The organism is Bacillus sp. FSL K6-1560 (assembly GCF_038592935.1).
GTDB lineage: Bacteria > Bacillota > Bacilli > Bacillales > Bacillaceae > Bacillus > Bacillus subtilis.
In genome coordinates this window covers 2,682,986-2,708,860 of sequence record NZ_CP151946.1, presented here as the reverse complement: position 1 = coordinate 2,708,860, position 25,875 = coordinate 2,682,986, and the positions used below count along the sequence as shown (strand labels likewise).

General features: G+C 41.8%; 28 protein-coding genes. 17 read left to right on the top strand and 11 right to left on the bottom strand.

Annotated features, from left to right (window positions below; translation table 11 throughout):
- Positions 1-21: 21 nt before the first annotated feature.
- A complete protein-coding gene (locus NYE22_RS14455; RefSeq protein ID WP_161985968.1) occupies positions 22-933 on the top strand; it encodes a ketopantoate reductase family protein in 912 nt (303 codons plus the stop codon).
- 33 nt (positions 934-966) lie between these two features.
- On the opposite strand, the gene NYE22_RS14450 is transcribed toward NYE22_RS14455, so the two are convergent.
- The 3 genes from NYE22_RS14450 to mreBH all read right to left on the bottom strand — a co-directional run bounded on the left by NYE22_RS14450 (position 967) and on the right by mreBH (position 3,550).
- Positions 967-2,199 (bottom strand): aminopeptidase, encoded by a 1,233-nt coding sequence (locus NYE22_RS14450; RefSeq protein ID WP_003232341.1) that lies wholly within the window; start codon positions 2,197-2,199, stop codon positions 967-969.
- 108 nt (positions 2,200-2,307) lie between these two features.
- Positions 2,308-2,442: a protein YkpC gene (locus NYE22_RS14445; protein ID WP_003238865.1), complete on the bottom strand. Its 135-nt coding sequence runs from the start codon at positions 2,440-2,442 to the stop codon at positions 2,308-2,310.
- Between the two features lie 100 nt (positions 2,443-2,542).
- The gene (gene mreBH / locus NYE22_RS14440; protein ID WP_161985969.1) at positions 2,543-3,550 is read right to left on the bottom strand and encodes a cell shape-determining protein MreBH; all 1,008 of its coding nucleotides are present in this window, start codon (positions 3,548-3,550) and stop codon (positions 2,543-2,545) included.
- 283 nt (positions 3,551-3,833) lie between these two features.
- Between mreBH and abhA the strand changes: the two genes are divergently transcribed.
- The 5 genes from abhA (at position 3,834) to ade (ending at position 9,048) form a co-directional block, all read left to right on the top strand.
- The gene (gene abhA / locus NYE22_RS14435) at positions 3,834-4,112 is read left to right on the top strand and encodes a transcriptional regulator AbhA (RefSeq protein ID WP_003244728.1); all 279 of its coding nucleotides are present in this window, start codon (positions 3,834-3,836) and stop codon (positions 4,110-4,112) included.
- Positions 4,113-4,301: 189 nt separating this feature from the next.
- Complete coding sequence (gene kinC / locus NYE22_RS14430) at positions 4,302-5,588, top strand: two-component sensor histidine kinase KinC (RefSeq protein ID WP_021479369.1); 1,287 nt, start codon at positions 4,302-4,304, stop codon at positions 5,586-5,588.
- A 15-nt stretch (positions 5,589-5,603) separates the two neighbouring features.
- On the top strand, positions 5,604-6,431 hold the full coding sequence (locus NYE22_RS14425) for a gamma-glutamylcyclotransferase (protein ID WP_342411927.1): 828 nt from the start codon (positions 5,604-5,606) through the stop codon (positions 6,429-6,431).
- Positions 6,432-6,493: 62 nt separating this feature from the next.
- Positions 6,494-7,159 (top strand): Ktr system potassium transporter KtrC, encoded by a 666-nt coding sequence (gene ktrC, locus NYE22_RS14420; protein ID WP_003222311.1) that lies wholly within the window; start codon positions 6,494-6,496, stop codon positions 7,157-7,159.
- Between the two features lie 155 nt (positions 7,160-7,314).
- Positions 7,315-9,048: an adenine deaminase gene (ade, locus tag NYE22_RS14415; RefSeq protein ID WP_049139897.1), complete on the top strand. Its 1,734-nt coding sequence runs from the start codon at positions 7,315-7,317 to the stop codon at positions 9,046-9,048.
- Between the two features lie 33 nt (positions 9,049-9,081).
- On the opposite strand, the gene rnjA is transcribed toward ade, so the two are convergent.
- The gene (gene rnjA / locus NYE22_RS14410; protein WP_003245660.1) at positions 9,082-10,749 is read right to left on the bottom strand and encodes a ribonuclease J1; all 1,668 of its coding nucleotides are present in this window, start codon (positions 10,747-10,749) and stop codon (positions 9,082-9,084) included.
- A gap of 5 nt (positions 10,750-10,754) precedes the next feature.
- Positions 10,755-10,964, bottom strand: a complete 210-nt coding sequence (gene rnpZA, locus NYE22_RS14405) for an RNA polymerase subunit omega 1 (protein ID WP_003222303.1) — start codon at positions 10,962-10,964, stop codon at positions 10,755-10,757.
- A gap of 386 nt (positions 10,965-11,350) precedes the next feature.
- On the opposite strand from rnpZA, the gene NYE22_RS14400 reads away from it, so the two are divergent.
- A complete protein-coding gene (locus NYE22_RS14400; protein WP_021479366.1) occupies positions 11,351-12,124 on the top strand; it encodes a Cof-type HAD-IIB family hydrolase in 774 nt (257 codons plus the stop codon).
- A 35-nt stretch (positions 12,125-12,159) separates the two neighbouring features.
- On the opposite strand, the gene def is transcribed toward NYE22_RS14400, so the two are convergent.
- Together def and NYE22_RS14390 are read right to left on the bottom strand one after the other, a co-directional pair.
- Positions 12,160-12,714: a peptide deformylase gene (def, locus tag NYE22_RS14395; protein WP_003245474.1), complete on the bottom strand. Its 555-nt coding sequence runs from the start codon at positions 12,712-12,714 to the stop codon at positions 12,160-12,162.
- 109 nt (positions 12,715-12,823) lie between these two features.
- Positions 12,824-12,982 (bottom strand): YjcZ family sporulation protein, encoded by a 159-nt coding sequence (locus NYE22_RS14390; protein ID WP_014476697.1) that lies wholly within the window; start codon positions 12,980-12,982, stop codon positions 12,824-12,826.
- A gap of 213 nt (positions 12,983-13,195) precedes the next feature.
- Here NYE22_RS14390 and NYE22_RS14385 point away from each other — a divergent pair, with 213 nt between their 5' ends.
- From NYE22_RS14385 to lpdA, 5 genes are all read left to right on the top strand, one after another.
- Positions 13,196-13,867, top strand: coding sequence for a YkyA family protein (locus tag NYE22_RS14385; RefSeq protein WP_342411926.1), 672 nt, complete (start codon positions 13,196-13,198; stop codon positions 13,865-13,867).
- Positions 13,868-14,290: 423 nt separating this feature from the next.
- Positions 14,291-15,406 (top strand): pyruvate dehydrogenase (acetyl-transferring) E1 component subunit alpha, encoded by a 1,116-nt coding sequence (pdhA, locus tag NYE22_RS14380; RefSeq protein ID WP_003222294.1) that lies wholly within the window; start codon positions 14,291-14,293, stop codon positions 15,404-15,406.
- A 3-nt stretch (positions 15,407-15,409) separates the two neighbouring features.
- Entirely contained in the window at positions 15,410-16,387 is a 978-nt protein-coding gene (gene pdhB, locus NYE22_RS14375; RefSeq protein ID WP_014113660.1) for a pyruvate dehydrogenase complex E1 component subunit beta, read from the top strand.
- A 114-nt stretch (positions 16,388-16,501) separates the two neighbouring features.
- Positions 16,502-17,830, top strand: coding sequence for a pyruvate dehydrogenase complex dihydrolipoyllysine-residue acetyltransferase (gene pdhC, locus NYE22_RS14370; RefSeq protein ID WP_003232311.1), 1,329 nt, complete (start codon positions 16,502-16,504; stop codon positions 17,828-17,830).
- A gap of 4 nt (positions 17,831-17,834) precedes the next feature.
- Positions 17,835-19,247, top strand: coding sequence for a dihydrolipoyl dehydrogenase (gene lpdA, locus NYE22_RS14365; protein WP_003232309.1), 1,413 nt, complete (start codon positions 17,835-17,837; stop codon positions 19,245-19,247).
- A gap of 44 nt (positions 19,248-19,291) precedes the next feature.
- On the opposite strand, the gene slp is transcribed toward lpdA, so the two are convergent.
- Positions 19,292-19,666, bottom strand: a complete 375-nt coding sequence (slp, locus tag NYE22_RS14360; RefSeq protein WP_003245672.1) for a peptidoglycan-associated lipoprotein Slp — start codon at positions 19,664-19,666, stop codon at positions 19,292-19,294.
- Between the two features lie 418 nt (positions 19,667-20,084).
- Between slp and NYE22_RS14355 the strand changes: the two genes are divergently transcribed.
- Positions 20,085-20,204: a GapA-binding peptide SR1P gene (locus NYE22_RS14355; RefSeq protein ID WP_003232305.1), complete on the top strand. Its 120-nt coding sequence runs from the start codon at positions 20,085-20,087 to the stop codon at positions 20,202-20,204.
- A gap of 38 nt (positions 20,205-20,242) precedes the next feature.
- On the opposite strand, the gene speA is transcribed toward NYE22_RS14355, so the two are convergent.
- A complete protein-coding gene (speA, locus tag NYE22_RS14350; RefSeq protein WP_014479695.1) occupies positions 20,243-21,715 on the bottom strand; it encodes an arginine decarboxylase in 1,473 nt (490 codons plus the stop codon).
- A gap of 184 nt (positions 21,716-21,899) precedes the next feature.
- Here speA and NYE22_RS14345 point away from each other — a divergent pair, with 184 nt between their 5' ends.
- Complete coding sequence (locus NYE22_RS14345; protein WP_003245382.1) at positions 21,900-22,166, top strand: UPF0223 family protein; 267 nt, start codon at positions 21,900-21,902, stop codon at positions 22,164-22,166.
- 32 nt (positions 22,167-22,198) lie between these two features.
- On the opposite strand, the gene NYE22_RS14340 is transcribed toward NYE22_RS14345, so the two are convergent.
- Positions 22,199-22,837, bottom strand: a complete 639-nt coding sequence (locus tag NYE22_RS14340) for a YktB family protein (RefSeq protein WP_014479697.1) — start codon at positions 22,835-22,837, stop codon at positions 22,199-22,201.
- Between the two features lie 239 nt (positions 22,838-23,076).
- On the opposite strand from NYE22_RS14340, the gene NYE22_RS14335 reads away from it, so the two are divergent.
- From NYE22_RS14335 to NYE22_RS14325, 3 genes are all read left to right on the top strand, one after another.
- A complete protein-coding gene (locus NYE22_RS14335; protein WP_009967148.1) occupies positions 23,077-23,265 on the top strand; it encodes a hypothetical protein in 189 nt (62 codons plus the stop codon).
- 139 nt (positions 23,266-23,404) lie between these two features.
- Positions 23,405-24,202 (top strand): inositol-1-monophosphatase, encoded by a 798-nt coding sequence (suhB, locus tag NYE22_RS14330; RefSeq protein WP_069322571.1) that lies wholly within the window; start codon positions 23,405-23,407, stop codon positions 24,200-24,202.
- Positions 24,203-24,227: 25 nt separating this feature from the next.
- Positions 24,228-24,656: a GNAT family N-acetyltransferase gene (locus tag NYE22_RS14325; protein ID WP_153255999.1), complete on the top strand. Its 429-nt coding sequence runs from the start codon at positions 24,228-24,230 to the stop codon at positions 24,654-24,656.
- Positions 24,657-24,733: 77 nt separating this feature from the next.
- On the opposite strand, the gene NYE22_RS14320 is transcribed toward NYE22_RS14325, so the two are convergent.
- Positions 24,734-25,648, bottom strand: coding sequence for a class I SAM-dependent methyltransferase (locus tag NYE22_RS14320; protein WP_161477011.1), 915 nt, complete (start codon positions 25,646-25,648; stop codon positions 24,734-24,736).
- Between the last annotated feature and the right edge of the window lie 227 nt (positions 25,649-25,875).

The following is a 25,875-nucleotide window of genomic DNA, read 5'->3' as shown; positions in this document are numbered from 1 at the left end:
AATATGAAAGGAGATCACAACATGAAATTTTTGGTTGTCGGAGCAGGTGGAGTAGGTGGGTATATTGGCGGACGGCTTTCGGAGAAAGGAAATGATGTGACATTTCTCGTGCGCCAAAAACGAGCTGAGCAGCTGAAAAAAACCGGGCTTGTCATCCATAGTGAAAAAGGGAATGTATCATTTCAGCCCGAACTAATCAGTGCCGGAGAAACAGGGCAATTTGATGTCGTTATCATTGCTTCTAAAGCATACTCGCTTGGTCAAGTGATAGACGATGTCAAACCATTTATCCATCAGGAATCTGTCATTCTCCCTTTTTTAAATGGGTACCGCCACTATGAGCAGCTATTTGCGGCATTTTCAAAAGAACAGGTGCTGGGCGGCCTGTGTTTTATAGAAAGTGCTTTAGACAACAAAGGAGAAATTCATCATACGAGCGCATCGCATCGTTTTGTATTTGGAGAATGGAACGGCGAGCGTACGGAGCGGATAAGAGCGCTTGAAGAGGCATTTTCAGGTGTGAAGGCTGAAGTCATCATTAGCGGGCATATCGAGAAGGACATTTGGAAAAAGTATCTCTTTATTGCAGCGCAAGCGGGGATCACAACGTTATTTCAACGACCGCTTGGCCCAATCCTCGCCACAGAAGCCGGACGTCACACGGCCCAAACTCTTATTGGGGAAATTTGCGCTGTTTTACGAAAAGAAGGTGTTCCGGCTGATCCGGATCTTGAGGAAGAGAGCTTTCGTACGATGACCAGCATGTCTTATCATATGAAGTCCTCCATGCTTCGGGATATGGAAAACGGCCAAACGACAGAAGGCGACCACCTGCATGGATTTTTGCTTGAAAAAGCTAAACGTTTATCTCTCGCTGCACCAGTATTAGAAACAGTTTATGCGAATCTGCAAATGTATGAAGCAGAAAAATAAAAAAAGGAGGCGGAAAAGCCTCCTTTTATTTACTTAAAAAGCCCAATTTCCGTTTCTGAAGATAGGCTCTCTTTTCCCGTCTGCCGTAATTCCGTCAATATTCATATCCTTAGAACCGATCATAAAGTCCACGTGTGTAATGCTTTCATTTAGACCTTCTTTGACAAGCTCTTCACGAGACATCTGCTTTCCGCCTTCAATATTAAAGGCATAGGCGCTTCCGATCGCCAAATGATTTGACGCGTTTTCATCAAACAGCGTGTTATAGAAAAGAATGTTTGATTGTGATATAGGCGAATCGTAAGGAACAAGTGCCACTTCACCCAAATAGTGAGAACCTTCATCTGTTTCCACCAGTTCTTTTAAAATATCCTCACCTTTTTCAGCTTTAATGTCGACTATACGGCCATTTTCAAACGTCAGGGTGAAATTTTCAATAATATTTCCGCCGTAGCTTAATGGTTTTGTGCTTGATACCACACCGTCAACCCCGTCTTTTTGCGGCAGCGTGAACACTTCTTCTGTCGGCATATTGGCCATAAACTCATGGCCGCTTTCATTCACGCTTCCCGCACCTGCCCAAACATGCTTCCTAGGCAGCTTAATTGTTAAATCAGTTCCTTCAGCTTGATAATGTAAGGCAGCGTAATGTCTCTCGTTCAAATGGTCAACTTTTTCATGAAGATTTTGGTCATGATTGATCCACGCCTGAACCGGGTTGTCTTCATTTACGCGCGTCGCTTTAAAAATTTCTTCCCACAGAAGGTGGATCGCTTCCTCCTCTGATTTGCCAGGAAACACCTTGTGAGCCCAGCCTGCTGATGCCGCACCTACGACAGTCCAGCTGACTTTGTCTGATTGAATATATTGTCTGTATGTATGTAATGCTTTGCCTGCTGCTTTTTGGAATGCCGCAATCCGTTTGGAATCTATACCTTTTAGCAAGTCTGGGTTTGACGACACAACAGAAATGAAAGCAGCTCCATTTTTGGCAAGCTCTTCTCTGCCTTTTGCTTCCCATTCAGGATATTCTTCAAATGCTTCAAACGGCGCAAGTTCGTATTTTAATTTGGCGACTTCGTCATCCTGCCAATTCACGGTGACGTTTTTTGCGCCCTTTTCATATGCGTGTTTTACAATTAAACGGACAAAATCCCGAACGTCTGTTGAAGCATTTACGACTACATACTGGCCTTTTTGGACATTAACGCCGACTTCTACCGCCAGCTGTGCATATGTATTTAATTTCTGTGAAAATGAATCCATGAATCATTCCTCCAAGCTTTTTTCTCATCATATCAAATATGATCCTATAAAGGAAAGAAGGAGCCCAAAGTGAAAAACCCAAAACGACACGTCTTGGGTTTTTCAATATTATGGATGATTCAGTTTTACAGTGCCGCCTGCAGGCGAATGAGGCATATTTGCCAAAGAAATGCTCATGCCTCCAAGAATAATACCGCTTAAAATGGCTGCGATCGCTACTCTTCTTCCTAAATCTCTTAGCATCTGTTTCCTCCTTAACGTTTCTCCATTTCCCACAATATGAAGGAAGTGAGGAAAAAAGAAGCAAGAAATTTGCCGCGTGTGAGAATTTTGCGGGTAAAGACTATTTAATTGCCTTTTGCAGCTTATCAATCACTTCTAAAGAACGGCCTGTGCCGATTGCTACAGATTCAAGCGGGTTTTGCGCCACGTGTACAGGCACGACAATCTCTTCTGTGAGCCATTCTTTAATTCCATTAAGGAGCGCGCCGCCGCCTGTTAAAATAACGCCGCGATCAACAATATCTCCGCTCAATTCAGGCGGACAGTCCTCAAGTGTCGCTCTGATGGCTTCAAGAATATGCAGGAGGGATTCACGCATTGCATCTTGAATTTCGTTGGATTGAAGCATAATGGTTTTTGGAAGACCTGTCACGAGGTCGCGTCCCCGAATTTCCATTGTCTCTGGTATATGTTCAATCAGAGCATGGCCAATTTCCATTTTTACCTGCTCAGCTGTGCGTTCGCCGATCAGCAAATTGTATTTTTTACGGACGAAAGAAACGATATCCTCATCAAGCTGGTCTCCGCCGATCCTGATAGAATGGCAGGAAACAACGCCACCGAAGGAAATAATAGCGACCTCTGTCGTCCCTCCGCCGATATCTACTACCACATTGGCAACCGGCTCATCAACTGGTAAATCCGCTCCGATGGCGGCTGCAACTGGCTCTTCGATTAAATGAACGTTTTTCGCGCCGCAATTTTTCACCGCATCACTGATGGCGCGGCGTTCTACTGCTGTTGAGCCTGATGGTGTGCAAACGACTACGTTCGGTTTTCTGAACGACATGCCGATGCTTTTTGCGGCTTTTTTCATAATGTGCTTTAGCAGGTCAGTTGTCATATCATAGTCTGCGATCACGCCATCTTTCATCGGTCTGACAGCGACAATTTTTCCCGGTGTTTTACCGATCATGTTTTTCGCATCAGCTCCGATTGCAAGCACTGCTTTTGTCGTCGTATCCACTGCGACAACAGATGGTTCATTTAGGATAATCCCTTTATTTTTGCTGTAAACAAGTATATTAGCTGTTCCTAAGTCAATCCCGATTTCAGTTGATTGAAACATGTTTTCACCCAATCTCTATCCTAATTTAATATGATTCTACATTTAAAGTTTCTCAGAAATACTGCGATTTTTGGGGGTGTGCGTCGGTAAAGAAATGTTTTTGTAAAAAATCAAGGAACTGTGTAACAGAAGTAATACATTTTTCGGTTTTATGGAAAAAATATCTTGTAATTCTTATAGAAAGCGGGAAACTTTTTCAAAGTTTCATTCGTCTACGATATATTGAGGTACATCCTTAAAACATTACATGAGAAAAGAAACATTTAAAGGAAGAAGGGTTTTTATGAAATCAATAGGTGTTGTGAGAAAAGTAGATGAATTAGGCCGCATTGTCATGCCGATTGAGTTGAGACGGGCATTGGATATTGCCATAAAAGACAGCATTGAGTTTTTTGTTGACGGAGATAAAATTATCTTGAAAAAGTACAAACCTCATGGCGTTTGTTTAATGACTGGAGAAATCACTTCAGAAAATAAAGAATACGGCAACGGTAAAATTACGCTAAGCCCTGAGGGTGCACAGCTGCTTCTCGAAGAAATTCAAGCCGCTTTAAAAGAATAAAATTATGCTAAAAAAGGCGGAGTGATGTCATCTCCGCCTTTTTTGCGTGCCAATTTTTGATTACCGCCGCCTAAGATAAGACATCAAGATATTTGGTAATGAATGATTTGGGATACTTTACATATTTTACTCAATTATTTGTCGAAGAATGGTACAATAAGTAGAGAAACACAAGCGGCAGGTGGTCATATGAGAAAATATCAAGCTCGTATCATTTCCATCATTTTGGCAATGATTTTTATAATGTTTTGGGATTATTTATTTTATTTTATAGGCAAAAACCCGATTAATTGGCCTGTTGATATTGTGTATACTGCAGTCACGCTGGTAAGTGTCTGGATGCTGGCTTATTATATTGATGAGAAACAGCAGCTGGTTAAGAAAATGAAGGATAACGAATGGAAGTATAAACAGCTTTCTGAAGAAAAAAACCGCATCATGGATAATTTGCAGGAAATCGTATTTCAAACGAATGCAAAAGGCGAAATTACATATTTAAACCAAGCGTGGGCATCAATAACCGGCTTTTCAATCAGTGAATGTATGGGAACAATGTATAACGATTACTTCATAAAAGAAAAGCACGTAGCCGACCACATTAACACCCAAATCCAAAACAAAGCGTCTTCTGGCATGTTTACGGCAAAATACGTGACAAAGAACGGCACGATTTTTTGGGGAGAAGTTCATTATAAACTTTACTATGACCGGGATGACCAATTTACAGGCAGCCTGGGTACAATGTCAGATATCACTGAGCGGAAAGAGGCTGAAGATGAGCTCATTGAGATTAATGAACGGCTGGCGAGGGAATCTCAGAAACTATCAATCACAAGTGAACTTGCCGCAGGTATTGCTCATGAGGTCAGAAACCCTTTAACATCTGTCAGCGGTTTCCTCCAGATTATGAAAACACAATATCCGGACAGAAAAGACTATTTTGACATCATCTTTTCAGAGATTAAAAGAATCGATTTAGTGCTCAGCGAGCTGCTGCTGCTTGCAAAACCGCAGGCAATCAGATTTAAAACACACCAGCTTAATGAGATCTTGAAACAAGTCACGACATTGCTTGATACCAATGCAATTCTGTCCAATATCGTCATAGAGAAAAATTTCAAAGAGACAGATGGCTGTATGATTAATGGAGACGAAAATCAGCTGAAGCAGGTCTTTATCAACATCATTAAAAACGGAATTGAGGCAATGCCAAAGGGTGGTGTCGTAACCATTTCAACTGCTAAAACCGCCTCTCATGCAGTGATAAGCGTAAAGGATGAAGGAAACGGCATGCCGCAGGAAAAGCTGAAGCAGATTGGCAAACCTTTTTATTCAACAAAAGAAAAGGGCACTGGACTGGGACTTCCCATTTGTTTGAGAATCCTGAAGGAACATGACGGGGAATTGAAAATCGAAAGTGAAGCTGGAAAAGGCAGCGTCTTTCAAGTGGTTTTGCCTTTAAAATCAGACAGCTGAGAGGAGAAAAATAAAGTGAACTCGCTTCTGTTTGTATACGGGACATTAAGAAAGTATGAAAAAAACCATCATTTGCTGGCACAATCGGCATGTATCAATGAGCAGGCGAGAACAAAGGGAAGTTTGTTTGCTGCAAAAGAGGTGCCCACAGCTGTTTTTTATGGTGAAGGCTATATATACGGCGAAGTATATGAAGCAGATGAATTGTGTATACATAAGCTCGATCAATTTTTTCAAGGATATCATAAACAAACGGTGTTTGTAGAAACGGATGTCGGGATTAAAAATGCGCTTATTTATTTTATGAACAAAGACGGGTTTGCCGGCTTTACGAAAATAAGCAGCGGCGACTGGAAAGAACATCAGATGATCAGCAAATCGAAAAATCCCATTTATTATTTTGCCTATGGATCATGCATGGATAATGCCCGCTTTCAAAAAGCGGGAGTCGATCACTATTTTCAAGATCCAGTAGGAAGAGCTGTTTTAAAAGGATACACAACCCGCTTCACGCTAAAAAGGGATGACGGTTCAAGAGCGGACATGTTGGAAGACGGAGGAACAACAGAAGGCGTTTTATACCGTATCCCTTATTCTGCTCTCTCCTATCTATATAAAAGGGAGGGCGTCGAATCTCTTACGTATCGGCCGGCATTTGTAGACGTTGAAGCTGGCGGTAGGCACTACAAAGACTGCTTAACCTTTCTCGTCCTCCAAAAAGAAGCGGAAATTGCCCCGCCTCAGCACTATCAGATTGAAATCGAACGCGGAGCGGAGCTGTATTTGTCGCCTGAGTTTACTGAAAAGCTCAAGCGGCATATGAATTCGCTGCCAAAAGGATAACACTGTAACAAAAGAATATGATAAAATTTGATCAATATCATGTCATATAAAGGAGCACCACGATGAAAAAAGAATTTGCGGTAATTGGGCTGGGCCGTTTTGGTGGCAGTATTTGCAAAGCATTAAGCGAAGAAGGCGTCGAGGTTATGGCAATGGATATCGATGAAGATAAAGTCAACGAGTATGCCAAGATTGCATCTCACGCAGTTATCGGTGATTCGACAGACGAATCTGTCCTGAAAAATTTAGGCCTGCGAAATTTTGACCACGTTATTGTAGCAATCGGGGAAAATATTCAAGCGAGTATTTTAACGACACTCATTCTGAAAGAACTTGGCGTCCATACGATTACAGTTAAAGCGCAGAACGATTATCACGAAAAAGTGCTGTCTAAAATTGGCGCGGATCACATCGTCCACCCAGAACGCGATATGGCAAAACGAATTGCGCATAATATCGTGTCCAACAATGTACTTGACTATTTGGAGCTGTCTGAAGAGCATAGTCTTGTTGAAATCGTAGCTAACAGCCGCCTGGCTGGAAATACACTTCTCGATTTAGATATTCGCGCAAAATACGGTATTAATATCGTAGCCATAAAAAGGGGCAAGGAAGTCATCGTATCACCGCTTGCAACCGAAGTCATCCACCAAGAAGATATACTCATTGTTATTGGATCAGTTACAGACATCTCCCGTTTTGAAAAAAGAGTTCTTCATACTAAATAGCAGTCAAATAAGCCGTCCTCAAAGGGCGGTTTTTCATATTATCAGAATATAACAACTTTAATGAACTGAGCGCCAATTTCTTAAAATTTCATTGACTAAGCACAGGCGTTCCGATAGCATATTGTACCATATAATAAAAAAGAGGAGGGGCCTATTTGAATAAAGAAGCGCTAGTCAATAGGCTGAATGCTTCAGCCAAAAGACAAAAAGCTGATATCGTCATTAGGAACGGAAAAATCATGGACGTATATAATCAAGAATGGATATATGAAGATATTGCGATTACAGATGGAGTTATTGTAGGCCTCGGTGAGTATGAAGGCGAAAATATTATTGATGCAGAGGGACAAATGATTGTTCCGGGTTTTATTGATGGACATGTACATATTGAGTCATCAATGGTTACACCGATTGAGTTCGCTAAAGCAGTGTTGCCTCATGGCGTGACGACGGTTGTTACAGATCCGCATGAGATCGCAAATGTGTCTGGTGAAAGAGGGATTGTGTTTATGCTTGAACAAGCTCGGCATACACCTTTGAATATCCATTTTATGCTTCCTTCCAGTGTGCCTGCCGCAAGTTTTGAGCGATCAGGCGCAATTCTCAAAGCTGCCGATCTCAAGCCTTTTTATGAAGAAGAAGAAGTATTAGGGCTGGCTGAAGTTATGGATTATGTGTCGGTTCAGCAGGCTGAAAAAGACATGGTTCAGAAACTGCTCGATGCCCGTGTTGCAGGAAAACGGATAGACGGTCATTTAGCTGGTTTATCAACAGACCTCATTAACATTTACAGAACCGCATTTGTCTTAAATGACCATGAAGTAACATCGAAGGAAGAAGCCCTTGATCGTATCAGAAGGGGCATGTATGTCATGATGCGTGAAGGATCTGTCGCCAAAAACACGCTCAATGTGCTGCCGGCGGTGAATGAAAAGAACGCACGCCGGTTCTTTTTTTGTACGGATGATAAGCATGTGGATGATTTATTGTCAGAGGGAAGTGTAAACCATCAGGTGAAAATGGCGATTCAAGCCGGACTTGATCCGTTTTTAGCCTATCAATTAGGAAGCCTCAATGCGGCCGAATGCTACGGATTAGATACAAAGGGAGCGATTGCCCCGGGTTTTGACGCTGATTTGCTCTTTGTATCTGATCTGGAAAATGTCACTGTCACAATGACGATGATAAAAGGGCAGACTGTTGCTGAAGACAGCAAAGCGGTCTATCAGGATCATGCTTCAACTGCAGCACCAGATCAGGCACTGCTTGATTCTGTTAAGCTTGCTGCTCCTCTTAACAAACAGGATTTTCATATGCCAATCGATTCAGAGCAGCAGATCAATGTCATTCAAATCATACCAAATCAGCTTGAAACAAGATTAGTACAAGTTCCGGCTCCTGTTGCCCGCGAATTTGAGCCTGACACTGAGCTTGATTTGTTAAAGATTGCAGTTGTTGAGCGGCATAAAGGATTAAAAGAAACCGGACTTGGTGTTGTGAAAGGTTTTGGATTCAAGAGCGGAGCGATTGCCACAACCATTTCACACGACTCCCATAATATTATTGCTGTCGGAACGAATGATGAGGATATCGCGGCGGCAGTTAATAAGCTGCAGGAAATTGGCGGAGGATTAACGATTATAAAAAATGGGGAAGAGCTCCATTCAGTACCGCTGCCGATTGCAGGGTTATTATCCGACCAATCTGCAGAGCAAGTGAATCAAAGCTTGCTGACGCTTCATGATAAATTGCCGTTAATCGGTTTCACAGGCGGATTTAATCCATTTTTGACATTGTCGTTTTTAGCGTTGCCTGTCATTCCTGATATTAAAATGACGACTACGGGCTTATTCGATGTAAAATCATTTCAACACATATCACTGCAATAAAAAGAGGCACTCCCTTAGGGAGTGCCTCTTTTTTTAAACCTCCATAATGATCGGCAGGATCATTGGACGGCGCTTTGTTTTTTCGTACAAGAAAGGTGCAAGCGTGTCTGTAATCTCGTTTTTGATTTCAGACCATTGAGTCGTTTTTCGTTCCATTACTTTTTGTAAGTGATTTGAAATGAGCTCTTGAGCGTCGTTGATCAAGTCGCCAGATTCTCTCATGTACACAAATCCTCTGGAAATCAAATCTGGACCCGCTGAAATCTTGAAGTCGTCCATGTCAATGCTGACAACAACGATGACAAGTCCTTCTTCAGAGAGAATTCTGCGATCACGAAGTACGATATTGCCAATATCACCGATACCGCTTCCGTCAATGTACACTGAACCGGACGGGATTTTTCCTGCAACTGAAGCCTCGTCGCCTTTAAGCGCTAATACTTCACCATTATCCATGATAAAGCAGTTTTCCTCTGGGATGCCACAATCTGTTGCAAGTTTGACATGCATCTTTTGCATTCTGTACTCACCGTGAATCGGCATGAAGAATTTAGGTTTGATTAAACGAAGCATCAGCTTCTGTTCTTCCTGTCCGCCGTGACCGGATGTATGGATATCGTTAAGAGGGCCATGAATAACCTCAGCACCCGCACGATACAGCTGGTTGATTGTTCGACTCACGCTGATTGTGTTGCCTGGGATAGGGGATGAAGAAAATACGACTGTATCCCCAGGATTGATTGAAATTTGGCGGTGTGTGCCGTTTGCAATTCTTGATAACGCCGCCATTGGTTCCCCTTGGCTTCCTGTACATAAAATTGTTACTTTATTAGCAGGCATACGATTGATTTCGTTATGCTCAATAAACGTATTTTTAGGACAGTTAATATAACCGAGTGTCTGTCCAATTTCGATAGCCGATTCCATACTGCGTCCAAATACGGCAACTTTTCTTCCATTTTGTACAGCAGCTTCAATTACCTGCTGCAAGCGGTGAATATTCGACGCAAATGTAGCGAAGATAATTCGGCCGTCCACCTTGCGGAAAATGTCATGAATGCTTTCTCCTACACGGCGCTCAGACATGGTAAACTCCGGATTTTCACTGTTTGTGCTGTCTGAAAGAAGGCACAAAACGCCTTCTTTACCGATTTCGGCCATTTTCGTTAAGTTTGCCGGCTCGCCGACTGGAGTAAAGTCGAATTTAAAATCCCCAGTATGTACGATGTTTCCGGGCGGCGTTTTTACAACAATGCCGTAGGAATCCGGAATACTGTGTGTTGTTCTGAAGAATGACACAGCCGTTTTGCGGAACTTTACAATATCATCCTCGCCGATAATGTTCAGTTTCGTCTGTCTTAATAATCCATGCTCTTCAAGTTTATTCCGAAGTAAGCCGATCGCGAGTTTTCCGCCGTATACAGGAATATTCACTTGTCTGAGCAGGTATGGAATACCGCCGATGTGGTCTTCGTGCCCGTGGGTGATAAAAAGCCCTTTAATTTTATCTTCGTTTTTGACTAAATACGTATAATCAGGGATGACGTAGTCAATTCCGAGCAGTTCGTCCTCGGGAAACTTGATCCCCGCATCAATCAGTACAATTTCATCCTGGAATTGCACCGCGTACGTATTTTTACCGATTTCGCCCAAACCTCCGAGGGCGAAAACAGCAGTCTGATCATTTTTTACAAATTTCATACCGCTCATAACTCCAATACTTTAAAATTTTCGCTCTGTTGTTCATATTCTAAGAATGCACCATCAACAGGTGTAATAAACTCAATATTAAATTTCTTTTCTTTCAGCTTTGTTCTGACGTCACGCTCAGATACGCCTTCAATATAAAGTGAATCTGTCTTTTCCCGAACAGGTACTTCGTCAGCCTTCTCTTGATAAAATACCTTATAAATCATTCCAAATCTCTCCTTAAATGCCGTATGTTAGACTCGCTCATTCTATTATATTCGAAAACGGAATATAAGGAAAGCCTTGAGCAAAATAAGGATCTCTCAAAAAGTGAAAGATCCCTTGTCAGGCAATTGCTTTCTTACGGAGCATTCCGTTCCATTGTCTTCTGAGTTTCTTTCTTAATTTACGCAGCATTAGCCAGTCCCTCCTTTAAATGAAAAATTTGTCCCAGAGTTCTTTTATACAAATAGTATACGGAGATTGAGGAAGACTTTTCGTGGTTATTAATGGAATTTAATATGATTTTTGAACGAAATTGTTTGCTGAATGACAATCTTTTTGTATGATGAGGGTGGGAATTGCAGACCAAGACGATAAAGGGGAAGTTGCGATGGATTCTAAATTAATCTTTTTTGATATTGACGGCACAATATATGATCATGATAAGAATATACCGGAAAGTACGAGAAAAACCGTGGCGGAGCTGCAGCGCCAAGGGCATCATGTGTTTATTGCCAGCGGCCGGTCTCCATTTTTGGTTAAGCCGATTTTGGAGGAGCTGGGCATCCACTCATTTATTTCCTACAATGGACAGTTTGTTGTCTTTGAAAATCAAGTGATTTATAAAAATCCGCTGCCTGAAGATGCAATCAGACGATTATTAAAGCAGGCGGATGAAGGCAAGCATCCTGTTGTGTTTATGGCCGAGGACACGATGAAAGCGACTGTTGCGGATCACCCTCATGTTCTCGAGGGAATCGGCAGCCTTAAAACCGATTACCCAGAGGCCGATGACCTTTTTTATGAAGGAAAAGAAATTTTTCAGCTTCTTTTATTTTGTCAGGATGAAGAAGAAAAAGCTTATGCCGCTTTTCCTGAGTTTGATCTGGTTCGCTGGCATGAGCTATCGACTGATGTTCTGCCGCACGGAGGTTCGAAGGCAGAAGGAATCAAAAAAGTGATTGAGCGTCTTCCGTTTGATATCGGCGATACATATGCTTTCGGCGACGGATTAAATGATCTGCAAATGATTGAATATGTAGGGACAGGCGTTGCTATGGGAAATGCTGTTCCCGAACTGAAAGAAATCGCGGACTTTGTAACAAAGCCGGTGGACGAAGATGGAATTGCATACGCTGTCAAAGAATTGGGCCTTTTAAAATAAAGAAACGGCTGGCATTGTGCCAGCCGTTTTTTCTTTTAGCGCTCAATTGCGATTGCATTTTCAGGTTCTTTGAAAGGATTTTCCTTATCAATATGATCATAGAACATAACGCCGTTCAAATGATCGATCTCATGCTGAAACACAATAGCCGGAAATCCTTTTAAACGAATATCAATATTTTCGCCTTCTAGTGTTGTTCCTTTTACTCTGATGCGAGCATAGCGGGGAACATAACCGGGAATCGCTTCATCTACAGAGAGGCAGCCCTCGCCGCTTGTTAAGTAGCTTTTTTCAACTGAATGGCTGACGATTTTAGGATTAAACAGAGCATAGCTGTATAATTTACCGGAAGCATCTTCCGCATGAACGGCGATCATTCGTTTTTTGATATTAATTTGAGGAGCTGCGAGCCCTACGCCAGGGCGCAGCTTGTATTTTTCGGCTAATTCCGGATTTTGGCTGTTTTTAACAAATTCGATCATGTCGGCCAGCTGCTGTTTTTCTGCATCAGTTGGAGGCAGCTCAACAGGTTCGGCAGTCTCTCTGAGGGCTGGATGGCCGTCACGTACGATGTTTTCCATAGTAATCAAGAAACTTCACTCCTAAAGCTTAATATGTAAATTATATCGGATTTCTTCACAAAGGTGCAACGAAACGAATGACCAGCCGTATATGGCTGGTCAATTTCATGCTGTGTGGTTAGCAACAGCCTCCGCCTAAATAAGCAGCTCCGACAATGATTAACAGAATGAATAAAACAACGATTAGCGCAAAGGTGCGGCCGTAGCCATATCCGTAGCCACCATATCCGTAACCACCATAACTGCAGCAGCCTCCGCCGTAACCATATCCATACATATTACATAACCTCCTCTTTTAATTACGCCAGAGCCTTTATAAGTAGGCATAGCGTCTAATATAACCTATGTAAAAACAAAAAAGTTGTATGGTCATCTGTCCTGATTTTTCACTTTTTTGATTTAATTTCAGTATTGCATTAATACAGCACGACTATTGCCAAATGTCCCCATGGATTCTATAGTAGAAATTGTCAAGATTGGGGGTTTTAACGTGAAAGACGCAATAAAACGGCGGCTTGGAATGAAGATCGGAGCTTTTTGTGCCATGGCACTGATATTAACAGGATGCATGGGACAGGACCCGGTTGATTCACTTCATCATTCATTAGAAAAAGCCGCGGAATCGGAAAAGCCATTTCAAGAAGAACAAAAAACACTCAAAGAATTAGAGGCCAAAGAAAATCAGCTTTACGATAGTGTTATGAAGCTCAATATGGATGATTATAAAAAAATTGTTGCTTTATCTGATAAGGCGCTTGAAAATGTCAGCAAGCGCGAAGAACACCTAAAGCTTGAAAATGACAGCATGAAAAAATCGGAAACGGAATTTGAGGAAGCAAAAACGTCAGCGGAACATATTAAGGAAAAAGACATAAAAGAAAAGGCCGATGCCGCAGCAAACCATATGGAGAAAAGATATACATCATATGGCACTATGTATAAAGAGTATAAAAAAGCGCTTGAGCTTAATAAAAAACTGTATATGCAGCTGAAAGACAAAGATTTGACAAGAGATGATCTGGATCAGCAGATCGATAAAGTCAATGCTTCTTATGAAAAGATCCTTAAATATAGCGGAGAATTTAATGAACAAACCGAAAAATATAATAAAGCCCGGGAAGATTTATATGATGCTGTAGGCTATCGTGTGAAAAAGAGCTGACTCGATCAGCTCTTTTTTTGAATGAAATGCGATTCGGATTTCGTTCAAAATTTTCATTTCTATTGTAGTACAGCATAGTAAGGTATACTAGTACAGTTTTGGGTGCGGTTGGCATCTGTTTTTTTGTTGAAAATGTAAAGCGAATACATTTATTGAAAATCAGCGATGAAAACGATTGACGGTTCTTCTTTATTTGGTGTAAACTAATCCATGTTAAGCGGTGTTGTATTAGTTTTTTACAACTTCGAAATAATACAGTTCAAAGCAGAGTGTAACTATCCTACATAAAAGGTTTTGGCAAACTGGGGATCGGCTAAAATATAATACGACTTACTGCTGATACTTTAGGGTACCCTAAGTTTGTATGTATAAAAGGAATGCACGTCTAATGACTGTTTAAAAGAAAGGAAGAGGTGACTTAGTATGGCTGCAAAAACGAAAAAAGCTATCGTTGACAGTAAGAAGCAATTTGATGCCATTAAAAAGCAGTTCGAAACGTTCCAAATTTTAAATGAAAAGGGAGAAGTCGTGAATGAAGCGGCGATGCCTGATTTAACTGATGATCAATTAAAAGAGCTAATGCGCCGCATGGTATTTACGCGTGTGCTTGACCAACGCTCTATCTCATTAAACCGTCAAGGACGTCTCGGATTTTACGCTCCTACTGCGGGTCAAGAAGCTTCTCAGATTGCAACGCATTTCGCGCTTGAAAAAGAAGACTTTGTTCTTCCTGGATACCGTGATGTGCCTCAGTTAATTTGGCACGGCCTTCCATTATATCAAGCGTTTCTTTTCTCTCGCGGACATTTCAGAGGAAACCAAATGCCTGATGATGTGAATGCCCTTTCTCCACAAATCATTATCGGTGCTCAATACATTCAAACTGCCGGTGTTGCGCTAGGTCTTAAAAAACGCGGTAAGAAAGCTGTCGCAATCACTTACACTGGTGACGGCGGAGCTTCTCAAGGGGACTTCTACGAAGGAATTAACTTTGCCGGAGCTTATAAAGCACCTGCGATCTTCGTGGTACAAAACAACCGTTACGCGATTTCAACTCCTGTTGAAAAACAATCTGCAGCTGAAACAATTGCACAAAAAGCTGTAGCTGCCGGTATTGTCGGCGTACAAGTAGACGGAATGGATCCGCTTGCTGTATACGCAGCAACTGCTGAAGCACGCGAGCGCGCAATCAACGGCGAAGGTCCAACACTAATTGAAACACTTACATTCCGTTATGGCCCGCACACAATGGCTGGTGACGATCCTACTAAATATCGTACAAAAGAAATCGAAAATGAGTGGGAACAAAAAGATCCGCTTGTACGTTTCCGTGCGTTCCTTGAGAACAAAGGCTTATGGTCTGAAGAAGAAGAAGCAAAAGTAATTGAGGATGCGAAAGAAGAAATTAAGCAAGCGATCAAAAAAGCTGATGCTGAACCGAAGCAAAAAGTAACTGATTTAATGAAAATCATGTACGAAAAAATGCCTCACAACCTTGAGGAGCAATTTGAAATTTATACACAGAAGGAGTCGAAGTAAGCCATGGCGCAAATGACAATGATTCAAGCAATCACGGATGCGTTACGCACAGAACTGAAAAATGACGAAAATGTCTTAGTTTTCGGAGAAGACGTTGGTGTAAACGGCGGCGTATTCCGTGCGACAGAAGGATTGCAAAAAGAATTCGGTGAAGACCGTGTGTTTGACACGCCACTTGCTGAATCTGGTATCGGCGGTCTTGCCCTTGGTTTAGGCTTAAACGGCTTCCGTCCGGTAATGGAAATCCAATTCTTCGGATTTGTTTATGAAGTAATGGATTCAGTTTCTGGCCAAATGGCTCGTATGCGCTACCGTTCTGGCGGACGCTGGACTTCACCTGTAACAATTCGTTCTCCATTCGGCGGCGGTGTTCATACTCCTGAACTTCACGCTGACAGCTTGGAAGGTCTTGTTGCACAACAGCCTGGTATCAAAGTTGTGATTCCATCAACTCCTTACGATGCCAAAGGGCTTTTAATTTCTGCGATCAGAGATAATGATCCTGTTGTCTTCTTAGAACACATGAAGCTTTACCGTTCTTTCCGTCAGGAAGTTCCTGAAGAAGAATACACAATTGAGCTTGGAAAAGCTGACGTGAAACGTGAAGGTACTGATCTTTCAATCATCACTTACGGCGCAATGGTTCATGAATCATTAAAAGCTGCTGAGGAGCTTGAAAAAGACGGCATTTCTGCTGAAGTTGTCGACCTTCGTACAGTAAGCCCACTTGATATCGATACAATTATCGCTTCTGTAGAAAAAACAGGACGCGCGATTGTCGTTCAAGAGGCACAAAAACAAGCCGGTATTGCTGCAAACGTAGTAGCAGAAATTAATGACCGTGCGATCCTGAGCTTGGAAGCACCTGTACTTCGCGTTGCAGCGCCAGATACAGTATTTCCTTTCTCTCAAGCGGAGAGCGTATGGCTTCCAAACCATAAAGACGTTCTTGAAACAGCAAGAAAAGTGCTTGAATTTTAATCAAACTGCATAATCGAGAGGGAAGATGAACGTTTTCCCTCTATTATATATCTGTTTTCAATGCTTACGATGTAAACTTTAAAATTGCTTAATCAAACTAGGAGGTCGAGAACTGTGGCATTTGAATTTAAACTTCCAGATATCGGGGAAGGTATCCACGAAGGCGAAATCGTAAAATGGTTTGTCAAGCCTAACGACGAGGTAGACGAAGATGATGTACTGGCTGAAGTCCAAAATGATAAAGCAGTAGTAGAAATTCCTTCACCTGTTAAAGGAAAAGTATTAGAATTAAAAGTTGAAGAGGGAACGGTTGCAACTGTTGGACAAACGATTATTACGTTTGATGCACCTGGTTACGAAGATCTTCAATTTAAAGGCAGCGACGAGTCTGACGATGCGAAAACTGAAGCACAAGTTCAGTCAACTGCAGAAGCTGGACAAGACGTTGCGAAAGAAGAGCAAGCTCAAGAGCCTGCAAAAGCTACTGGCGCAGGACAGCAGGATCAAGCTGAAGTTGACCCGAACAAACGCGTGATCGCTATGCCTTCCGTACGTAAATATGCTCGTGAAAAAGGCGTAGACATCCGTAAGGTTACTGGTTCAGGCAACAACGGACGTGTTGTAAAAGAAGATATCGACAGCTTTGTAAACGGAGGAGCGCAAGAAGCTGCACCGCAAGAAACAGCTGCACCACAAGAAACAGCTGCTAAACCGGCTGCTGCACCAGCTCCAGAGGGCGAATTCCCAGAAACACGCGAAAAAATGAGCGGTATCCGTAAAGCAATTGCAAAAGCGATGGTTAACTCTAAACACACTGCTCCTCATGTAACGTTAATGGACGAAGTGGACGTAACAAACCTTGTTGCACATCGTAAACAGTTCAAACAAGTTGCTGCTGATCAAGGAATCAAGCTGACTTACTTGCCTTACGTTGTAAAAGCTCTTACATCTGCACTGAAAAAATTCCCTGTTTTAAACACGTCAATTGACGATAAAACAGATGAAGTCATCCAAAAACATTACTTCAACATCGGTATCGCTGCTGACACTGAAAAAGGCTTGCTTGTACCGGTTGTGAAAAATGCAGATCGTAAATCTGTCTTTGAAATTTCTGATGAGATCAATGGCCTTGCAACAAAAGCTCGTGAAGGCAAGCTTGCTCCAGCTGAAATGAAAGGCGCATCTTGCACAATTACAAACATCGGTTCTGCCGGCGGACAATGGTTCACTCCGGTTATCAACCATCCAGAAGTTGCGATTCTTGGTATCGGACGCATTGCAGAAAAAGCGATTGTTCGTGATGGCGAAATCGTAGCAGCTCCAGTCTTAGCTCTTTCTCTCAGCTTCGACCACCGTATGATCGACGGAGCAACTGCGCAAAATGCATTAAATCACATCAAGCGTTTACTGAACGATCCACAATTAATTTTAATGGAGGCGTAATGTTATGGTAGTAGGAGATTTCCCTATTGAAACAGATACTCTTGTAATTGGTGCGGGACCTGGCGGCTATGTAGCTGCCATCCGCGCTGCACAGCTTGGACAAAAAGTAACAGTCGTTGAAAAAGCAACTCTTGGAGGCGTTTGTCTGAACGTTGGATGTATCCCTTCAAAAGCGCTGATCAATGCAGGTCACCGTTATGAGAATGCAAAACATTCTGATGACATGGGAATCACTGCTGAGAATGTAACAGTTGATTTCACAAAAGTTCAAGAATGGAAAGCTTCTGTTGTCAACAAGCTTACTGGCGGTGTAGCAGGTCTTCTTAAAGGCAACAAAGTAGATGTTGTAAAAGGTGAAGCTTACTTTGTAGACAGCAATTCAGTTCGTGTTATGGATGAGAACTCTGCTCAAACATACACGTTCAAAAACGCAATCATCGCTACTGGATCTCGTCCTATCGAATTGCCAAACTTCAAATATAGTGAGCGTGTCCTGAATTCAACTGGCGCTTTGGCTCTTAAAGAAATTCCTAAAAAGCTCGTTGTTATCGGCGGCGGATACATCGGAACTGAACTTGGAACTGCGTATGCTAACTTCGGTACTGAACTTGTAATTCTTGAAGGCGGAGATGAAATTCTTCCTGGCTTCGAAAAACAAATGAGTTCTCTTGTTACACGCAGACTGAAGAAAAAAGGCAACGTTGAAATCCATACAAACGCGATGGCTAAAGGCGTTGAAGAAAGACCAGACGGCGTAACAGTTACTTTCGAAGTAAAAGGCGAAGAAAAAACTGTTGATGCTGATTACGTATTGATTACAGTAGGACGCCGTCCAAACACTGATGAGCTTGGTCTTGAGCAAGTCGGTATCGAAATGACGGACCGCGGTATCGTGAAAACTGACAAACAGTGCCGCACAAACGTACCTAACATTTATGCAATCGGTGATATCATCGAAGGACCGCCGCTTGCTCATAAAGCATCTTACGAAGGTAAAATCGCTGCAGAAGCTATCGCTGGAGAGCCTGCAGAAATCGATTACCTTGGTATTCCTGCGGTTGTTTTCTCTGAGCCTGAACTTGCATCAGTTGGTTACACTGAAGCACAGGCGAAAGAAGAAGGTCTTGACATTGTTGCTGCTAAATTCCCATTTGCAGCAAACGGCCGCGCGCTTTCTCTTAACGAAACAGACGGTTTCATGAAGCTGATCACTCGTAAAGAGGACGGTCTTGTGATCGGTGCGCAAATCGCCGGAGCAAGTGCTTCTGATATGATTTCTGAATTAAGCTTAGCGATTGAAGGCGGCATGACTGCTGAAGATATCGCGATGACAATTCACGCTCACCCAACATTGGGCGAAATCACAATGGAAGCTGCTGAAGTGGCAATCGGAAGTCCGATTCACATCGTAAAATAATTTTCATATCAAAAACAGCCCTCGCTCAAAGCGGGGCTGTTTTTTTATTTTGACAGCACATGCTGTAATGGTTTAATGATGTCTTCTTTCTTTTTCACACACCCTTCGATTTTCACCACGACATGGCGCTGATCAACAACCATAAGGGTAGGGACAGTTTCAATCTCATCTTCCCAGCCTTCTTTTTTATCATAGACCTTCATTTTATCTATTTGCTCGGGATAATCTTTTTCTAAATCAAGCAGTGCATCGTAATAAGGCGCTTCCTGGTCTATTTGGTTCTCATCAGAAAAAAACAGGATTTGTGTATGATGAATGTTGTCAATCCGGCTTTTTTTCATCGGATTGATGGTGGAAAGCGTACAGCCCGATAAAGCAAATACTATTATCAGCATGGGGAATACCGCGCGATATCGCATCTATCTTCTCCTCTGTATAAACAGTAGTTAACTAGCTTTAGTTTATCACGAGAGGCGGCTTAATCTGCTTCTTGTTACCTAATTGTTATATAATTGAAACCGTTTTTAAAGTGAGATTACATATTATATCAATCGTTTAAAATAGCAACCTGGGGTATATTGAATTTTTTGCTGCATTCTTGGATGAAAGTTCAAGAAAACGTGAAATTACATTATGTGCTGTGGCATATATATCGAGTAAAGCTTCTGTATGAAGAAGATATTGTATGATGGAAAATGGAAAAACAAGGTGAATATGATGAGATGAAATAAAATGTGTTATACAGTTTGTTGTTGACATTTTAAATGTGACATATTAATATAATAACAACAAAAGAAATTAAGCGTTTTCAAATTTCAAAGAAATGGGGAATAAGAGATGGGTACGATTGTTTGCCAAGATTGCAACGAAGCCATTCATTACTTTGAAGATGAGAAAGTGACAACATTATACGGAACATGCTGCGGACAATGTCAATGTCCTGTTGATGAAGAGTAAAAAAAGCATGCGGCTTAAAGCCGCATGCTTTTTATTTTTTATTGAATTGCTTTTTGTTCTTTGATGACTCGGATCATATGTAAAGTCGAGTCCTCAGGTCCTTGAACAGGGAGGCCTGCGTCAAGGTTTTTAAAAATGTAGCTGATGTTTTCTTCTGTAATAATTTCTCCTGGGATGAAGATTGGAATACCAGGCGGATATACCATGACAAATTCAGCAATAATCCGTCCGGATGCTTCTTTTAATGGGATGACTTCCGTATTTGCATAGAAAGCATCACGCGGAGTCATTGCCAATAAAGGTATTTCTGGAAGCAGAACCTCAGTTTGCTGATGTGTTACATCTTGTTCTGACATTTGCTGTGCGATCTCAGTTAAAGCCTCTACAAGCCGGTCTGCATCATTTTGGCTGTCACCAGGAGTGAAAATACACAAAATATTGTACAGATCAGAAAGTTCAACCTCAATATTAAAGGATTCACGAAGCCACTTTTCCACGTCATGTCCTGTCAGGCCAAGACTTTTCACAGAGATAATCAATTTTGTCGGATCATAGCTGTAAGCTGCTTTCGACCCAAGAATCTCAGAACCGACACAATAAATGCCTTCAATCTGGTTGAGGCGATCTCTCGTCTGATTGGCAAGCTTTAGTGTTTCCTCAGCAAGCTGGTGGCCTTCTGTTGCAAGGCGTTTTCTGGCAACATCCAAAGAAGCAAGAAGCAAGTAAGAAGTTGACGTAGTTGTCAGCATGCTCAGGATGGATTGCACTCTGTCTTTTGATACAAGGCCCTCTCTCATGTTTAAAATCGAACTTTGCGTGAGTGATCCGCCCAGCTTGTGTACACTTGTCGCTGCTATGTCCGCTCCTGCCTGCATAGCCGATAGCGGCAATTCGTCGTGAAAATGAATGTGAACGCCGTGTGCTTCATCCACAAGCACTGGCACATCAAACGAATGAGCGAGTTCTACGATGCTTTTTAAGTCGGCTGCAACACCGAAATATGTCGGGTTGATGACGAGAAGCCCTTTTGCATCCGGATGTTCGGTAAGCGCCCGTTTAGCAGATTCAAGTGTAATGCCGTGGGAGATGCCCAATTCATTGTCAATTTCAGGATGGATAAAAATTGGAACCGCTCCGGAAAATACAATAGCTGTCATAATTGATTTATGAACATTTCTTGGAATAATAATTTTATCACCAGGTCCGCAAACAGCCATTACCATTGTCATAATGGCGCCGCTTGTTCCTTGAACAGAAAAAAATGTATGATCCGCTCCAAATGCTTCAGCAGCCAGATCTTGTGCTTGTTTAATAATGCCTTTTGGCGCGTGCAGATCGTCTAATGGTTCAATATTAATTAAATCTATGCTTAACGCGTTTTCACCGATAAATTGTCTGAATTCTGGGTCCATTCCTGCCCCTTTTTTATGGCCGGGAATGTGGAATTGAACAGGCTGTCTGCTTGCATGCTTTTTCAGTCCTGTGTATAAGGGTGTTTCATGTTGCGACAATTGTTTTCCCACCTTTGTAATCATACCTATGCATAATAGTGTGTATTAAAATCAGTTTCTCAACCGTTTTTTAGACGTAAAACAAATGAATTATATTATGAACTTGAAAGAATGTAAAGAACAATTTATGATCAAATGAAGATGCTTTCTCTTAAGGGAAGTAAATCTACAAGGAGTGAAGAAAATGGAGTATCAATATCCGATGAATGAAGATTGGACAACCGAAGAAGCAGTGGATGTGATTGCATTTTTCCAGCAGGTTGAGCTTGCATATGAAAAAGGGGCGGATCGTGAAGAACTGCTTAAAGCTTACCGCCGTTTCAAGGAAATTGTACCGGGGAAAGCCGAAGAAAAAAAGCTATGCGGCGAGTTTGAGGAACAAAGTACATATTCTCCTTATCGCACGGTCAAACAGGCGAGAGAATCTGATCACGCGAAGATTAAGATGTAAGAAAAAGAGCCGGGGGATATCCCGGCTCTTTTTTATGCTTGTGATACTTTTTGGGTGAGACGGTACAGAAAAGCCAGCTGCTTAAAGGCATCGTCGATACGCTGAAGGAATTCCTGGTTATTCATATTCAGCACTTCTTCTTTTTGGAGCTGGATGCCGCATAACAGCTCAGCTTTCTTTACAGTCTGCAAACGCTCAAACAGTGTCTTCAGCTGTTCCTTGTCCATTTCAGACTGTTTATGTACTCCCGGTTTTGTGTGATCTGCAGACCAAACGAAGCTGTCAGGGATATTTTTCGTAATGGTTTCTTGGTTCATTTCAAGCAATTTGCCGTATTCTTCTTTGATAGGGGATTCATAAATAATCGCGAACCACACAAAGACGTGGCTTTCCCATAAACCAATTTGGAAATGTGGCAGTTTTTTATAGCCTCTTTTGCTGTTTGCGAACGCCACCCAGCTGTCAGCAGGGGGATTGACGGATCTTCTTGCATGCTTTGCCACATGCGGAAACATTTCATCTCCGGTTAAAGCTGATAAAGTTGGGGCAAAATGTTCGCCTAGAGCTGTAAGCTTCGGACGGACCGTCTCTTTTAATACTTCCATGCGCGCGTCTAAGCCTTCTATTGTAAATGTGTTAAAGTCCTCTTCAGTGAAACGCATTTGTGTCATGATCTTCCTCCTTCATGCTAAGTATACATATTTTATCACAGTTCATACGAGCTTCAAAAAGATTGAGTGCGTTTGAAGTAAGGGGAAATGTGGTAATAAACGAATAGGTAAACACACAATTTTCAGAATCATGTTGCGCGTAAATAGAACAATCATACGATATAAAAAGTAATCATTGTTGAATGGCAAAATGGGATGCTTTTTTACAAACAAATGATCTCTGGAAGGGGCGAAAGACAATGAGGCAAGTTGTAAAAGAGGGATTTAAGGAAGAGAAAAACAATCGTGTTGCTGTCTGGAGACTAGAGGTTGATTATGAATTGGCAACCCTATATGAAGCAATGCAGAAAGAAAATGAAGAGCAGATTGAACAAAGCAAAAACAAACTTGAGCGACTTAGAAAAGAATGGATTCGTCTTAACGGGTAAAAAAGCGATAGTGAAAACGAACCGCATGAATGGTTCGTTTTTACGTGAGAAGGGATATTTTTCATTTTCCTTGCTTTTTCATTGCCGTTATCAGTATCCTATAAAATAAAAGGTCTACATAGAAGAGAGGTACGAACGAATGACAAATTGGACGGAAATTGATGAGATTGCAAAGAAGTGGATAAGAGAAGCAGGCGCGAGAATTACACAATCCATGCATGAAAGCCTGACAATTGAAACGAAATCAAATCCGAATGATTTAGTCACCAATATTGACAAAGAAACCGAAAAGTTTTTCATTAATCGAATTCAAGAAACTTTTCCGGGACATCGGATACTCGGTGAAGAGGGGCAAGGAGACAAAATCCACTCACTTGAGGGAGTCGTATGGATTATTGATCCGATTGATGGGACGATGAATTTTGTGCACCAGCAAAGAAATTTTGCGATTTCCATTGGGATTTTTGAAAACGGTGAAGGGAAAATCGGTTTAATTTATGATGTGGTGCACGATGAGCTGTATCACGCATTTAGCGGCAGAGGAGCTTATATGAATGAAACGAAGCTGGCTCCATTAAAAGAAACCGTCATTGAAGAAGCGATTCTTGCCATTAATGCAACATGGGTAACGGAAAACAGAAGAATTGATCAAAGTGTGTTAGCGCCACTTGTGAAAAGAGTCAGAGGCACACGCTCCTACGGTTCTGCCGCTTTAGAGCTGGCAAATGTCGCGGCAGGAAGAATAGATGCTTACATCACGATGCGGCTTGCGCCATGGGACTACGCAGCCGGCTGTGTGCTGTTAAATGAAGTAGGAGGCACCTATACGACCATTGAAGGAGAGCCGTTTACCTTTTTAGAAAACCACAGTGTGTTAGCCGGAAACCCATCTATACATAAAACGATATTTGAAGAGTATCTTCATGCTCGGAAGTAGGCTATTTGAGCAGGATGATCTCAGCTTGTTAGAAAAGCTCGCGGAGGCTCATCCTGTATGGAAAGAGGAGGAGTTTGGAGATAAAGATGCAGAAGACTATATCATTTCCTACTCCATGTACAACGGTTCATGGCTTGTATGGGAAAAAGACGGTATGCCTGTTGCCGTCAGCTACCATCTCGAGTGGTCTCCTTCAAACGGTAAGCCGTGGCTCGGAACGGTCCTGATTGACCCGGCTGAAGAAAAAAAGGGACATGCGAAGATGATCATTGAACAGATCAGCAAATTGCTTAGAGCGAAACATAAAGCGATGTTTGCGGGAGTTCCCATTGAGCGCAGTGAATGGATACTGTTTTTAAGCCAATGCGGATTTGAACAGCTGAAAACGGAAAAAGATGAGAAAGGCAAATCATTTATGATCCTGGTGAAGCCTTTAGCAGAAGCTGCCATATGATAATGGCAGCTTATTTGCTGCATGCGGGTTCAATAAAAAGCCTCTCAAACATTGAGAGGCTTCTGATAATTTGAAAATTATTTTTTTACCGCATGAATATAATGAATCGTTTCAAACGCTGACAAATTGTCTTTTCGATTACTAAAGAAAAGGTCATTAATGTCGTCTGGTGATAGATGTTCATAGATCAGTAAACCAGATGACTCTAACAGATGTTCAATCTCTTGATAAGTGAAACATGATTTCATCGGTTCCCCGCTTGCGGCAGCCATCTTCACCATATGTTCAACTCGATTTGACGTCCCTTTTGCTGTAAAAAGTGTTTCGTCCGCATAATCAAAAACAATAGAGCTTCCAGGCGGGACATGAGAAAATAAATTGCTGATCAAGCTTGCATTTTCTTCCCGTGTTACATAATAAGACACTCCGAGAAGGCTGAAGAATGTTTTTGTGTTTTTAAATCCTTCATCTAAGAGAGGATCATACGAAAACGTTTTGGTGAAATCCATAGGAACAAAATGAAGATGACTCGGAATTGTCAGATTTGCATCCTTCAGCTTATTTTTTTTGAATTGCTGTGTAGCCGGATGGTCAACCTCGAAAACCTGTAAGCTGTTTTCTAATTCTGGATGCCGAAAGCAGAAAGTATCCAGCCCCGCTCCAAGAATGACATACTGTTTTGCCCCCAGGATTAATTCGTTGTGCAAGACTTTTTCACAATAAGAAGCACGTGCTAGGGGCGTGGGAGACAGCTGGATTTGTGCAACCCATTTTAATATTTTTTCAGGATCATTTTGAAGACGTTCGGCGATCTCTTTGTTGAAAAACGATATTCCTTGAATCATATTTTTACTGATGTCGATAAACTCTTTTTCGTTAATGAGATCTTTTGCGATAAAATCATCAAAAATAAGAGGTGTGTCATATCGGCTGTGATATGCACGGGCAAAAGCTGAAATTAGAGACGTTAAGCTGGACTCATTTTTCCTCATGAAATGATCCTCCACAAAAAATAAGATTCCCCTGGCCAGGAGAATCTTATTATACATACAAATATATTGATAGTAAATTTTAGCATAAATAAATTTTTTTGTCAATGTTTTTGCTCTTGACTGGACGCGCGATCCTTCACATAGCCACGTGACCTGTAGCAGAATTCGTCTATCAATTATGTGGACTGAATCATTAGCTTTTATAAAATGCGCACTTGCGGCTGCAT

Coding starts and splice junctions, on each gene's coding strand:
- NYE22_RS14455 (WP_161985968.1), top strand. CDS start 22: ATGAAATTTTTGGTTGTCGGAGCAGGTGGAGTAGGTGGGTATATTGGC.
- NYE22_RS14450 (WP_003232341.1), bottom strand. CDS start 2,199: ATGGATTCATTTTCACAGAAATTAAATACATATGCACAGCTGGCGGTA.
- NYE22_RS14445 (WP_003238865.1), bottom strand. CDS start 2,442: ATGCTAAGAGATTTAGGAAGAAGAGTAGCGATCGCAGCCATTTTAAGC.
- mreBH (WP_161985969.1), bottom strand. CDS start 3,550: ATGTTTCAATCAACTGAAATCGGGATTGACTTAGGAACAGCTAATATA.
- abhA (WP_003244728.1), top strand. CDS start 3,834: ATGAAATCAATAGGTGTTGTGAGAAAAGTAGATGAATTAGGCCGCATT.
- kinC (WP_021479369.1), top strand. CDS start 4,302: ATGAGAAAATATCAAGCTCGTATCATTTCCATCATTTTGGCAATGATT.
- ktrC (WP_003222311.1), top strand. CDS start 6,494: ATGAAAAAAGAATTTGCGGTAATTGGGCTGGGCCGTTTTGGTGGCAGT.
- rnjA (WP_003245660.1), bottom strand. CDS start 10,749: ATGAAATTTGTAAAAAATGATCAGACTGCTGTTTTCGCCCTCGGAGGT.
- rnpZA (WP_003222303.1), bottom strand. CDS start 10,964: ATGATTTATAAGGTATTTTATCAAGAGAAGGCTGACGAAGTACCTGTT.
- NYE22_RS14400 (WP_021479366.1), top strand. CDS start 11,351: ATGGATTCTAAATTAATCTTTTTTGATATTGACGGCACAATATATGAT.
- NYE22_RS14390 (WP_014476697.1), bottom strand. CDS start 12,982: ATGTATGGATATGGTTACGGCGGAGGCTGCTGCAGTTATGGTGGTTAC.
- pdhA (WP_003222294.1), top strand. CDS start 14,291: ATGGCTGCAAAAACGAAAAAAGCTATCGTTGACAGTAAGAAGCAATTT.
- pdhB (WP_014113660.1), top strand. CDS start 15,410: ATGGCGCAAATGACAATGATTCAAGCAATCACGGATGCGTTACGCACA.
- lpdA (WP_003232309.1), top strand. CDS start 17,835: ATGGTAGTAGGAGATTTCCCTATTGAAACAGATACTCTTGTAATTGGT.
- slp (WP_003245672.1), bottom strand. CDS start 19,666: ATGCGATATCGCGCGGTATTCCCCATGCTGATAATAGTATTTGCTTTA.
- NYE22_RS14355 (WP_003232305.1), top strand. CDS start 20,085: ATGGGTACGATTGTTTGCCAAGATTGCAACGAAGCCATTCATTACTTT.
- NYE22_RS14345 (WP_003245382.1), top strand. CDS start 21,900: ATGGAGTATCAATATCCGATGAATGAAGATTGGACAACCGAAGAAGCA.
- NYE22_RS14340 (WP_014479697.1), bottom strand. CDS start 22,837: ATGACACAAATGCGTTTCACTGAAGAGGACTTTAACACATTTACAATA.
- NYE22_RS14335 (WP_009967148.1), top strand. CDS start 23,077: ATGAGGCAAGTTGTAAAAGAGGGATTTAAGGAAGAGAAAAACAATCGT.
- suhB (WP_069322571.1), top strand. CDS start 23,405: ATGACAAATTGGACGGAAATTGATGAGATTGCAAAGAAGTGGATAAGA.
- NYE22_RS14320 (WP_161477011.1), bottom strand. CDS start 25,648: ATGAGGAAAAATGAGTCCAGCTTAACGTCTCTAATTTCAGCTTTTGCC.